Below are 12597 nucleotides of genomic sequence, written 5' to 3'. Positions count from 1 at the left end.
GCGTGTTGTAGCCGATCAGCACCATCTCGACGCCCTGGAGGCCCATGACGCGATAGGTCTCGGGCCAGCGCCGGTCGTTGCAGATCGCCATGCCGAGCACGCCGCCGAGCGTGCGCCAGACCGGGAAGCCCAGGTCGCCCGGCTCGAAATAGCGCTTCTCGAGATGCTGATGCGTGCGCTCAGGGTCGTATTCGGCGTGGCCGGGCAGATGGATCTTGCGGTATTTGCCGACGATGGCGCCGCTCTTGTCGGTGAGAATGCTGGTGTTGAAATGATGCCCGTCCGGCGTCTTCTCGGCATAGCCGAAGGAAATCGCGATGCCGTGTTCGCGCGCCCGGTCGAACAGGGCTTGCGTCGCTGGGCCGGGCATCGCGTCCTCGAACCAGATGTCGGCCTCGGCGCGGTCCTCATGATACCAGCGCGGGAAGAAGGTCGTCAGCGCCAGCTCGGGATAGACGACCAGATCGGCACCCTTCTCCCTGGCTTCGTCGAGAAGCGCGACCATGCGGGCGATGACCGCCTCGCGGCTGTCAGCCTTCTGGATCGGGCCCATCTGGGCGGCGGCGACGGTGAGCATGCGCATGGCGCGTCCTTTCAGTGATGGCCGCTCAGCGGGCGGCGGCATGTTCGAGGCGGCTGACGAGCCTCACCGCCGGCCAGAGCAGCGCGAAATAGATCAGCGCGGCCAGCACGATCGGCGAGGCGTTGAAGGTGAGAGAACGGGCCATGTCGGCCGAGTAGAGCATCTCCTGCAGCGAGACGACGCTGGCGAGCGAGGTGAGCTTCACCACCTCGACCGTGTTCGAGACGAGGTCCGGCAGCACGTTGCGCAGGCCCTGCGGCAGGATGACCCAAGTGAAAGCCTGGTCCGCCCTCAGGCCGGTCGAGCGTGCCGCCTCCCACTGCCCGGCGGGGACGCTCTCAATGCCCGCGCGGATGATTTCGCCGTAATAGGCGGCGTTGTTGAGGAAGAAGGCAATCACGACCGCCGTGAGCGGCGAGATGCGCAGGCCGAGAAAAGGCAGCCCCGAATAGACGAGGATCAGCACCACGAGCGGGGGTAAGGCACGCATCAGGTCGACGAGCAGCGTCACCGAAACCCGCAGGGCGCGAACCGTGGATCGGCTGGCCAACGCCACCAGCACGCCGCCGATGAGGCCCATCGGGATGACGATCAGGCAGATGAGTAGCGTGGTCTTCAAGCCCTGCAGCACCAGCGGCAGGGCCTTGCCCATGATCTCGAGATTGAAGAACTGCTGGAGGAGCACGTCCATTACTGGCGCCTCCAGGCAAAGCGGCTCTCGATCAGCCGACCGAGGCCGATGATCGGGATGAAGAGCAGGAGATAGGCGAAGGCACCCATCAGCAGCGGCGTCGCATTGCCCGAGAAGGAGACCGCCGTCGTCGCCTGGTTGATGATCTCCGGCACGCCGATCACCGTTCCCAGTGCGGTGTTCTTGGTGATGGCGATGGTGCGGTTGGTCAGCGGCGCCACGGCGAGGCGCAGTGCTTGCGGCAGGACGACGTAGAGCAGCGTCTGGGTCTCGGTCAGCCCGGTCGAGCGGGCGGCCTCGCGCTGGCCGCGTTTCACTGCGATCAGTCCGGCCCAGACGATCTCCTCGGCGAAGGCGGCCAGCACCAGTGACAGCACCAGCCAGAGCACGGCGAAGCTCGGCAATTCGATGCCGACATTGGGCAGGCCGAAGAAGATCAGCAGCACGAGCACGAGCGGGGGCACCGCGCGGAAGAGATCCACGAACAGCATCAGCGGCCAGGCGAACCAGCGGCCGGCCCGCCAGCGCAGCAGCGCGAGCGCCAGGCCGAGCAGCAGGCCGGTCACGACCACGAGCGCCGCGATCTCGATCGTCACCACCAGCCCACTCAGGATCGCCGGCCAGGTGGTGGCGATGAGCTTGGCGTTGAGGAAGCTGTCGAGGAAGCGATCCATGGCGCTACCGGGCGACCTCGGAGACGAAGGCGCGGGTGCGCTCGTGCCGGGGCGCGCCGAAGATCTGCTCGGGCGGGCCCTGCTCGACGATGACGCCGCCATCCATGAAGACGACGCGGTCGGCCGCCTCGCGGGCGAAACGCATCTCGTGGCTGACGACCAGCATCGTCATCCCGGCGGCGCGCATGTCGCGCATCGCCTGCAGAACCGAGCCGACGAGTTCGGGGTCGAGCGCCGAGGTCGGCTCGTCGAACAGCATCAGCCCGGGCTCCAGCGCCGAGGCGCGGGCAATGGCGACACGCTGCTGCTGGCCGCCGGAGAGTTCGCCCGGGTAGGAAGCGGCCTTATGCGCGAGGCCGACGCCCTCCAGCGCGGCCATGCCGATGCGCTCCGCCTCGGCGCGGGGCTTCTTCAGAACCTTGCGCAGCGCCAGCGTGACGTTCCCCAGCGCGGTCATGTGCGGGTAGAGGTTGAAGGACTGGAAGACCATGCCCATGCGCCGGCGCAGCGCGTTGATGTCGATCCTGTCTGCCAGCACCTCCTGCCCGTCGAACCAGATCGAGCCGCCGCTGGGCTCCTCCAGGCGGTTGCAGCAGCGCAGCAGCGTGCTCTTGCCCGAGCCGGAGGGGCCGATGAGGAAGACGAGTTCGCCGGGCGAGACGGCAAGGTCGATGCCCTTCAGCACCTCGATCGTGCCGAAGCTCTTGTGCAGGCCGCGGATGTCGAGCAGCGGATGCGGAGGGCGCATGGCGCCGGTTCCGCCGGCCAACAGTTCGCTCGCCTCGCTCACTTGCAGGCGGGGGTATGGGCCGTCGCGTCGTAGCCCGGCATGTCGGGCACGCCATATCCCGGGAAGGGGGTGACGGCGGCCGAGCCCGCGGCCGGCTTGGTGCCGAACCACTTCTCGTGCAGCGCGGCCATGGTGCCGTTCGTCTTCAGGCACTCGATCGCCTGATCGAGCTCGTTGCGCAGCGGCGCGGAATCCTTGCGCAGCGCGACGGCCCAGACCAGCCCGGTCGAATAGGTGTAGGAGAGCTGGATCTGCGGATTGCTCTTGGCGGCCCATTGGATGACGGTGTTGCCGGCCACATTGGCGTAGGCACGGCCCGAAATCACCGCCTGAACGGCATCGGTCTGCGTGCCGAACGACTCGACCTTCCAGCCGATCTTCTCCTCCAGGCCGCGCGCCCAGCTGTCATAGGCCGAACCCTTGTTGACCGAGATCACCTTGCCCCTCAGCTCTTCGAGCGCGGTGATCGGCGGCGCGCCCTTCTTCGTGATGAACTGGAAGTCGGTATTGAGATAACCTTCGGTGAAGAGCAGGCTTTCGGCGCGCTCCTTGCTGACCGTCACCGGCGCGACGATGAAGTCGTAGGTGCCGGCCTGCAGGGCCGGGATCAGACCGGAAAACTGGGCGGCATCGACCGTCACCGTCTTGCCGAGCTGCTTGCCGATAGCCTCGGCCAGATCGACGTTGAAGCCCTCGATGCCGCCGGAGAGCTTGGGCATGGCGTGGGGCGCGAACGTGCCATCGACGGCGGTCTTCAATGTCGTCTGCGCCATCGCGGCGGGGGCGAGCAGCAAGGTCAGGCCGATGGTGGCAATTCTGGCGAACATGGCGCGCTCCTGGGAACGGGAAACCGCAGGATAGTCAGCGCCGGAAAGCCGCTACAATATCAGATCTAGAAAAATCACTAGGCCCTCTATCAATCCAATTTATACTGCCTGCGATCTGCCCAGCGGAGCCGGCCGACATGCTGAATTTGCGGCAACTCGAGATCTTTCGAGAAGTCATTCGCTGCCAAACGACAGTGGCGGCGGCGCAGGGGCTGGCCTTGTCGCAGCCGGCGGTGAGCACCGCGGTCAAGCAGATGGAACGGCAGCTCGGCTTCCAGCTGTTCCAGCGGCAGGGCAACCGGCTGATCCCGACGCCGGAAGCTCTCGAGATGTATCGCGACAGCGATCCCATCTTCTCGATGGTCCAGTCCTTCTCGCGCAAGGTCGCCGCGCTGCGCGACACGCGCAGCGGCTCGCTGCGGCTTCTCGCGACGCCCCCGATCGCCAATGCGCTGGTGCCACGCGCTTTGGCGCGCTTCGCCAGCCGCCGGCCGGAGCTGCATGTCGATTTCGACGTGCGCCGTACCGATGGCGTCATCGAAGGGCTGGAGAGCGGCGCAGCCGATCTCGGGGTCTCGCTGGAGCCCTATGCGAGGCCGGGTTTGGAGGCGGAGCTGATCGGTGCCGGCCAGATGGTCTGCGCCATGACGCCCGACCATCCGCTAACCGCCAAGAGCGAGATTTCTCCTGCCATGCTCTCCGGCCACCGGATGATCGGCTTCGAGCCGGGTGCGCGGCTCGGGCTGCTGCTGCAGCGGGATTTCTTCGCCGGTGCGCGCCCGCCCTGCCCGATCGAGGTGCGCTACAGCAACACGGCCTGCCTGCTGGCCGAGGCCGGGATCGGCGTGGCGCTGGTCGATTCCTTCACCGCGATCAGCGGCAGCCGCTACCGGCTGGAAGTGCGGCCCCTCAGACCGCGTGTCTCGGTCGAGGCCTATGCGCTCTATCAGAAGGCCCGCGCGCCCAAACGGCTCGTCCGAGCCTTCATCGACGAGCTGAAGAAGGCGGTTCGTCCCGCCTTTTTGGAGACCAGCGAAGATCGCTGAAGTCGCAGAAGCGCGCGTTGCTCGGCTGGCCCGTGAGAAGCGTCGGCTCCGGACGGCCCACGGTCGCGGCCGCCAGCCAGAGGCGATCCGCTTCTGACGCAGCACCGACAGAGCGCGAATGAGCCAGAAGCGGAAGCTCATCTGATGCCGCGGATCTGACATTGCGGCGGATCGCAGCACACGCTGGTGGCGTCAGAACTTGACTGCGAGCCGGGCATTAAAGGCATGATCGGTCGCGCGCGACGCGAGCTGCCCGTCATAGGACAGTCCAATTTCGGCTTCTGGCGAGAGATTCAGCGCGAGGCCGGTGCTGACGACCAACGCGTCGCGGGCGATCGGAGCGCCTGCGATCGAGAACGGCGCGCCGCCGGAGAAGGCTGCGACGCCGCCTGTCTCGGTGAAGCCGGCGCTGCGCAAATTGATATAGGCGAGATTGGCGAAAGGCTCGAAGGTGGTCCGCCCCGCATCGAAGCGATAGGCGAGCTCGCCGAAAACCTGGAGGCTGCGGGCGTCGTAATCGGAGCGCAGCTCCTCGCCGAAGCCGGAGAATACGGCGCTGCGCCGGGTGTCCAGCTCATGCCAGGCATAGGTGACCCCGCCACTCAGCCGGAAGCGGTCGAGTTCAGCTCCGCCATAGAGGCCGATATGGTAATTGTCCGCCTCGCCGCGGGAGCGGCGCCGAGCGATCTCGAAGGTCGAGCGCGAGTAGCCCGCCATGACGCCCAGCCGCGCCTCCGACACCACCGGAATGTCGAAACCGGCAAGCAGGCCGCCGCTCGAGCGTGTGAGGGAGGCGGCGTTGCCGTCGCCACGTGTCTGGCCCCAGGAGCCGAAGCCACGCGCCCACAAGGCAAAGCCCTCGCTTGCCCCCGCCGCGACCGCCCCGTGGCTGGAAGCATAGGCCAGTGTCGCGATCCGCGGCGCGCCAATCCCGTCGAAGGCGGCACGAATCCGGTCCGACACCGCGTTGCGAACCTCCTGGCTGCCCTCGATCAGCACCGTCTTGGCCGACGCATGGATCTCGCCCGACAAGCTGTCATAGGCGCGCCGGGCCTCGCCCTCGTCGCGCAGTTGCGTGAAGCTCAGCCATAACGGGTTGGCATCACCCAGACTTTCCAATCCGAGAGCCGTCTGGGCCTGGTTGCGCGTTTGCGCGATCGCGGCGAACGGCAGGTCGTTACGCAGCAGGGTCAGCCTGACATTGTTGGTGTCGTATTCCAGCCTCGGATCGAGGAAGAGGAAGTTGGAACTGACATCGTCGAAGCGACCCTCGACGCCCTGACCGGCCGTCAGGATGGTGTAACGCTGGTTCGCCCAATAAGTGCCGTCCTCGCCGATATGGACCACCGAGCCGCCCGAGAGCCGCGCCTTGCCGCTGGCACGGATCAGGTCGCTCGACGAGCCACCCGGGCTGACCTCGACCGCATAGGTCGCGCCATGCTCGAAGCGGATGTCGCCGGAGACGGTGAGCGTGCCGATCGAATTGCCCGGGGCGATGGTCGCACCGGCATGGATCGTGGTCGGCCCGACGGTGCCGTTGCCTTGCAACCGACCGCCGGACAGGACATCGAGCCCGCCGCCGAGCGCGCCGTTGACGATGAGCGTGCCTGCGGACACCGTGGTCGAGCCGGAGAAGCCGGAGCTGTCGCCGGTCAAGGCAAGGGCTCCGCCGCCGGCCTTGGTGAAGCTGCCAGTGCCGGACAACACGCTCGCCAGGCTGGCATCGTTTCGCTGGTTGAAGACGACCGCGCCGTTATTGGCGATATCGCCGGAGATCGATGCGGCATCGCCGATCAAGGTGCCGGCGGTAACAAGCGTGTTGCGATAAGAGTTCGTCCCGCTCAGCGTCAGGGTGCCCGCGCCGGCCTTGATCAGATCGCCATAACCGTAGACGCCGCCTGTCAGCGTCGCATCGTGGCCGTTGGTGTCGACCGTGCCATTGCCGATCAGCAGCATGGTGCGATCGGTATTGAACGAGGCACCGAACCGCAGCGCTCCACCCAGGAAAGTAATGGCCGTTCCGCCGGCGCCCAGATTGGCGTCGCGCGAGACCTGCAGGGTTCCGGCCTCGATCAATGTGCCGCCGGAATAGGAGTTCGTGCCAGTCAGGCTCGTCATCCCGGTGCCGGACTGAAGGACGATGCCGGCGCCGGAGATGGCGCCACCGAAACTGTACAGGTTCGAGCGGTTGAAGCGCAGGACAGCGTCGTTTGAGACGTCGCCGGCGAGCTCGCCCGTCGTGCCGCCATCGCCGATCTGGAGCGTGCCGGCCGTGATCGTCGTGCCTCTGGCATGGTCAGCGCTGCCGGTCAAGGTCAGCGTTCCCCAACCCTCCTTGACCAGGTTGCCGCCACCACTGGTCGAGCCGCCGAGGACGAAACGCGTGCCGGCAGCGGTCTCGATCGTGCCGGTGCCGGCTAGCGTGACCGAGCGGTCGCTGGTGATGTCGGCCAGCGTCATCACGCGGCCACCGCCGTCGAAGGCGATGGCGGAAGCTGCACTGCCGAGATTGGCGTTGGCGACGATGGCGAGCGTGCCGTCGCGAATCACCGTGCCGCCGGAATAGCTGTTCGTGCCGGTCAGCAGCAATGCGCCGGGGCCATCCTTCAGCAGGCGCCCCACGCCGGTGATGGTTCCGGCATGGAGGCTGTCCTGCGCCTGATTGACGGTGAGGTCGGCGCCGCCAAGCGCGATCTCGCCGCCGGTGCTCGCCAGGAAGGCCATCGAGAGATCATGACCGGCGAGGTCGAGCTTGCCGCCGGTCAGCATCCAATCGGTCATGGTCGGCAGGGCACCGGCGCTGCCAGCCCTGATCGTGCCGGCAGTGAGCAGGGTGCCGCCCGCCCAGCTGTTGTTGCCGGTAAGGAGAAGCGTGCCGTCGCCCCATTTGATCAGTCCGCCGGGGCCGCCGACCGGGCCGGACAAAGTCAATGTGGTGCCGGCATCCGTCTCGATCGCGCCGGTGCCGAGCAGCGCAACGTTCCGGATGGAGACGATGTCCGTCGTCGTGCGCAACGCGCCATTGTCGAAGGAGAGACCGCCGCCGCTTGCGCCGAGGTTGGCGTCGGCGGAGATCTGCAATGTGCCACCCGAGATCGTGGTGCCGCCGCTGTAGCTGTTGGCGCCGCCGAGGATGAGCGTGCCGTCGCCGGTCTTCTCGAAACCGGCCGTGCCGGTGAGCGTTGCGTCGATCCGGGCCGTCTCTCCGTCGAGCACCCTGATTTCCGGCGTGGTGATGGTGATGCCGCCGCCGCTATAGCCATGCAGATTGAGGCTGTCGCCGGTCAGCGTGTAGCTGCCGCCGGCAAATTGCAGCCCGACGGCGCTAAGCGCACCGTTGACGCTGTCGAGCGTGACGGTGCCCCCCGGACCCCGGAACACGCCATAGCCGCCGCCCCATTGCGTCGGCGTTGCGCCGCCAAGGTCGAGCCAATTCTGATTGGTGGCAGTCCAGCTACCACTGGCGCCACCGGCCGATGTCGTGCCCCAGAGCTGCAGGATGTTGACGCCATTGGCGCCGACGAGCACATCGACCTTGCCGCTTTGTGAGGTGTCGACGCTGTAATTGTAAGCGAACGGCCCGGTGTTGGGCACCGTCCCGACGGGGAAGCTGCCACCCGACAGGGTTCCCGTATAGGTGAAAGCGCGGTGGTAGCCGAGCGCGGGTTGGGAGCTGCTGGCGAGATTCAACGTCCCGCCATTGAGGGCGAGGTTGCCGTTGACGCGCGTCGTCGCCGAGCCGGCGGCCGACGATCCGTAGCCATGCAGCCGGTAGTCGTAAGCGCTGCCGGAATTGAGCGTCAGCGTGCCATCGACGATGAGGCCGGCGGCATCCGAAGGCTGGAGGGTGCCGCCGCCATTGACGGTCACGTCGCCGTCGATCGTGAGCGCGTTCCAGCCGGAAGGCGCGAGCGTGCCGCCGTTGTTGACTGTCGTCGCGCCGATGCTACCACCGCCTTCGACCCGGCCTCCGCCATCAATGCTGACGGTGCCGCCGAGCCGTGCGCTGTCTGCCATCCGAAGYGTGCTGCCGGCGATTGTTGTCGGCCCTGAGAATCCCCCGCTATTGGCCGTGAGGATCGTCGTGCCGGCGCGGAAGTCGATCGCGCCTGCGCCCGATATCGCTTTGGTGAATGTGTAGCCGCTGGAGGTGTGGTTGAAGACCAGACTGCCGGTGCCAGCACCGAATTGGATGTCGCTGTCGAGTGTCCCAGGTGCGGTCGCGGGTTGCCCGGCAGCCGCGCCGATATTGATGGTACCGAAGCTGCCCAGGTTCTTGGCGACCTCGATATTCCGGCCCCCGCCAGCGCCGGCTCGGCCGCCGTCGGCTACCGTAAGATCGGCGCGGCCGAAGTTCGCGACCGTGAACGTATCTGCCGTCAGGCTCGATGCGGCACCGGACACCAGAGCCGATGCCGCGCCACCATCGCCGAGCACGAGGCTGCCGGCTCCCAGATGCGAGCCGTTGCCCCTGATGCTGATCGTGCCGGTCCCGCCGATCGCCGTTCCGGCGTTGATCGAGCCGGCGAGAACGGTGCCTCCATCGGAGACCGTCAGGCCGCCCTGACCTTGATTGCCAACGACAAGCGGACCGTCGACGGTCCATTTCGCTCCAGCCCCCGTGACCGAGACGGCCGCGGTCGAACCCGCGCCGTTTGCGATCTGCGCTTTCGTCGCCGTGAGCTGCGCTCCTGCCGAGAAGGCGAGCGTTCCGGCATCGATCGCCATGTCGCCGCGAAAGGCCGTCGCAGCACCCGACAGGATCCAGGTGCTCGCGCCGCCCTTGTTGAAATCCGAGAAGCCCAGATATTGCGAACCCAGTCCGCTGAGATCGAAGCTCGCATTCGTCGCGCCGCCGAGAATGAGCGTCGCATTGCTGCCGCCATTCACCTTGCCGACCAGATTGTACCCCGCTTGCAGCTCGACCGAATTGCCGCTGCCGTTCAGGGCTATCGCCGCGCCTTGCGAGCCGGGAACAAAGCCTTGGCTGTCGCCGCCGCGCACCTCTCCGGCGATGATAAGGGATGTCCCGCCGCGCAGCACCTCGATGCCCGAGCCGCCATCGCCTCCGCGGCCGGCGGATGATTGCTCGCCGAGCCCGCCGCGTCCGCCAGACACTTGCGCGCCGTTCTGGACCGTAACGTTGGCCGGGCCGTCGACGAAGATGCCTGCACCTCCGCCGCCGCCGAACCATGCACCGTTGACATCGCCACCGCCGCCGCCGGCCGCAGTCCCACCCACGGTGATGGTCGCGGGCCCGGCTACACGAATGCCGTCGCCTCCCCAGCCGGGCGAAGCAAGATAGTCGGCCCTGCCACCCTTGCCCCCGAGGGCATGGCTATCCGACGACAGGGAGATGATCGTGCTGCCGCCGCTTGTCGCCACGATCTCGATACCGGCCCCTCCGCGGCCGCCGCTTCCGTTCGTTCCGAAATCGCCGCGAGCGCCATCTGTCATGCCGCTATAGCCGTAGCTTGAGCCGCCATTGCCTCCGTTGCCGGTGCCGCCGCCGTCGCCGCCGTTGCCGCCCTGAGCGGTGGCCGCAAAAAGGCTGATCTGCCGGCCGTAGAGCGAGAGCAGACCAGCGCCGCCGGCACCGCCGTCTCCGCCGGAACCGCTGGGGCCGCCATCGCCTGGATACATGCGGATCGGCACACAGCCCCGGCCTCCTGGAAGACAGGTTTGCGACACATAGGCCCCCGAGCCCGATCCTCCGTCGCCGCCGTCTCCGCCTCGGCCACCATTGCCGCCCTTTAACGTTGCATTGGTGGTCGTCACGACAAGGTTGGACGGCGCAACCCAATGAAACCCGACCGAAGAAGGGCTGAAGACGAGCTCCTGCCCCGGCAGGGACAACCCCGCGCCACCGCCGCCGCCGCCGCCACCTCCGCCCCCACCAGCCCCCCCATGTCCGATGAAGGGGTCTCTGTAGGAGTTGCCGCCGTTCGCTCCGGTTCCGCCACTGCCGCCATTGCCGCCGACTAGGTTGATCGTCTGGCTTGCCGACAGCAATGCCCCGTAGAAATCGAGACCGACGGCTCCCCCGCCACCGCCGCCGCCACTGCCGCCATCATGTCCCGGCGCGCCGGCCGCGCCATGCGAGGGCGACCCGCCTGCCGATCCGGATTGCCCGACATGGCCGAGATATCCGGGTGGAATGGACTGGAGAACGGATGAGCTTCCGCTGATGTCGCCGCCGGCGCCGCCGCCATGGCCGGCCACGCCGCTGCCGCCCTTGCCGCCTGTGGATCCGCCGCTCGGCCGGGCATTGGCCCCGCCACCACCGCCGCCGCCACCGCCGGAATATTCGCCACCGAGGCTACCTGCCTGTCCCGTGGTGGGGCGACTGATGCCGTGGGCACCGCCGGCTCCTCCCTTTCCGCTGACTTGCCCCCAGGCGGGCAGCGCCAGCACGAGTGGCGTGCAGGAAGCGGCTGATCCGGCCAGAGCGAGCCAGACGCGCAGCATCGCGGTCGAGCAGGCGAGGTGGCTCGATGTGCGGAGGGAAGGGAACGCGGCCATCGTCTACGGGGTCGCCGGGGTCAGTTCCGCCGCCAGATCACGGACAGCGGTCCTCAGCCCCTCGAACATGGCGAAGTCGACCTTGCTTGCGACGACGAAGATGCCGAGCCTGCGATTGGGCGAGAGCACGACATAGCTCATGAAGCCGCCGATCCCGCCGCTCTTGCCGAGGAGGAGAGGCACCCTGTCCTTCGGCCGGCTGACGATCCAGCCAAGCCCCATCCCCTCGGAGTCCGTCGCCTCGACCCCGACCAGGCGGGAAAGCCCGTCATGCGGTCGCCAGAGCGCATGAGCGAGTGTCCGTGCCGCCCGCCCGGCCGCATCGTCGGCAAGGTGCCAGCGCATCCACCTCACCATGTCGTCGGCGGTGGTGTAGATGCCGGCGCTGGCCTGCATGACCTCGCTCGCCTCCCAGTTCGGGTCGGGCTTTCCGAACGGGTCGAGCCCGGTCATCAGCCGAGGCTTCTGTGCCTCCGAGAGGCGCAAGGTCGTATCTGCCATCCCGAGCGGCTTGGTGATGCGCTCGCCGACCAGTTCCGCGAACGGCTTTCCGCCGGCCTTGCCAAGCGCCTCGCCGAGCAGGCCGAAGCCGAAATTCGAGTAGATTGCGGTCGTGCCCGGCCGATAGGCGGACCGATGGCTCGACATCCAGTCCCAGTAATACGAGGCCTTATAAGCCGCGAACGGATTCTTCTCATCAGGCGGTGTCGCCGGATCGGGCATCTCGCGCGGCAGACCGGCCGAATGCGTCGCAAGGTCGAGCAGCGTGACCGGCCTGTCTTCGAAAGCCAGGGGCGTCTTGCCCGGCGGTGCATAGCCGGCAAGCGGCGCATCGAGCGAAACCTGTCCGGTCGCCGCCATGACGGCGAGCACATCGGTCGCGAAAACCTTCGAGACCGAGCCGACGCGGACGATCGAACGCCCATCCGGCTCCTTGCCGCTGCCCGGCGCGATCTCGCCATATCCCGCAATGAAGCTGTCCTCGCCGCGGACGACGGCGAGGATCAGGCCGGGCGCGCGCGCATTGAGGAACATTCCGACGCCGGCCATCGACGCCGCATCGCGCAGCGCGAGATCGTCGGCTTCCGCCCGCTGCGCGCCCGCGGTCGATGCGATCGCAAAAAGGGAGCAAAGCACGAGCCATGCGATTTTGCGCGCCGGCAGGCATCTCGGTTTCGGTGCGTCGAGGCGAGGGGGGCGGCGAAAAGGCATAGGCGGGGGCGGGTCCGTCGAACGATGTCCGCATTGAGATCGCCCGCCTGCCGGGCGGCAAGCCCTGTTCGACCAACAGACATGCGGGTTCGACGAAYGGCGCTCCGAGCCGAACTCATCGTGAGGAATCGGTTAAATGACCGAAGATGGAGATCCCGCGAATCGGCAGCGGTTCTCAGACGCCGAGGCGCTTTCGCAGCTCCTGCCGATATTGTCGCGAGACCGGCCAGCCCTCGGCCACGCGGTTGAGGC

At 67.3% G+C, this 12597-nt stretch carries 8 protein-coding genes; 1 reads left to right on the top strand and 7 read right to left on the bottom strand.

Annotation, left to right across the window (positions count from 1 at the left end; all coding sequences use genetic code 11):
- The 5 genes from AB4Y99_RS22880 to AB4Y99_RS22860 form a co-directional block, all read right to left on the bottom strand.
- On the bottom strand, positions 1-583 hold a 583-nt coding region (locus AB4Y99_RS22880), incomplete at its 3' end, for a nitrilase-related carbon-nitrogen hydrolase (RefSeq protein ID WP_441524951.1).
- A gap of 25 nt (positions 584-608) precedes the next feature.
- Positions 609-1274, bottom strand: a complete 666-nt coding sequence (locus AB4Y99_RS22875; protein WP_441524950.1) for an amino acid ABC transporter permease — start codon at positions 1272-1274, stop codon at positions 609-611.
- Positions 1274-1948: an amino acid ABC transporter permease gene (locus tag AB4Y99_RS22870; RefSeq protein ID WP_441524949.1), complete on the bottom strand. Its 675-nt coding sequence runs from the start codon at positions 1946-1948 to the stop codon at positions 1274-1276. Before AB4Y99_RS22870 ends, AB4Y99_RS22875 begins: the two co-directional genes overlap by 1 nt.
- Positions 1949-1952: 4 nt before the next feature.
- Entirely contained in the window at positions 1953-2696 is a 744-nt protein-coding gene (locus AB4Y99_RS22865) for an amino acid ABC transporter ATP-binding protein (RefSeq protein ID WP_191123146.1), read from the bottom strand.
- A gap of 38 nt (positions 2697-2734) precedes the next feature.
- Positions 2735-3565 carry a transporter substrate-binding domain-containing protein gene (locus tag AB4Y99_RS22860; protein WP_038361688.1) on the bottom strand — a complete coding sequence of 277 codons (831 nt, stop codon included), beginning with the start codon at positions 3563-3565 and terminating at the stop codon, positions 2735-2737.
- On the opposite strand from AB4Y99_RS22860, the gene AB4Y99_RS22855 reads away from it, so the two are divergent.
- Entirely contained in the window at positions 3496-4611 is a 1116-nt protein-coding gene (locus AB4Y99_RS22855; RefSeq protein ID WP_441524948.1) for a LysR family transcriptional regulator, read from the top strand. The genes AB4Y99_RS22860 and AB4Y99_RS22855 overlap by 70 nt on opposite strands.
- Before the next feature lie 192 nt (positions 4612-4803).
- On the opposite strand, the gene AB4Y99_RS22850 is transcribed toward AB4Y99_RS22855, so the two are convergent.
- Complete coding sequence (locus AB4Y99_RS22850; protein ID WP_441524947.1) at positions 4804-11133, bottom strand: autotransporter-associated beta strand repeat-containing protein; 6330 nt, start codon at positions 11131-11133, stop codon at positions 4804-4806.
- A gap of 3 nt (positions 11134-11136) precedes the next feature.
- Entirely contained in the window at positions 11137-12270 is a 1134-nt protein-coding gene (gene ampH / locus AB4Y99_RS22845) for a D-alanyl-D-alanine-carboxypeptidase/endopeptidase AmpH (protein ID WP_441524946.1), read from the bottom strand.
- Positions 12271-12597 lie beyond the last annotated feature (327 nt).

It is taken from the genome of Allobosea sp. TAB14 (assembly GCF_052113865.1).
Lineage (GTDB): Bacteria > Pseudomonadota > Alphaproteobacteria > Rhizobiales > Beijerinckiaceae > Allobosea > Allobosea spartocytisi.
The sequence above is the reverse complement of the archived record's forward strand: the minus strand, read 5'-3'. Positions and strand labels throughout refer to the sequence as shown.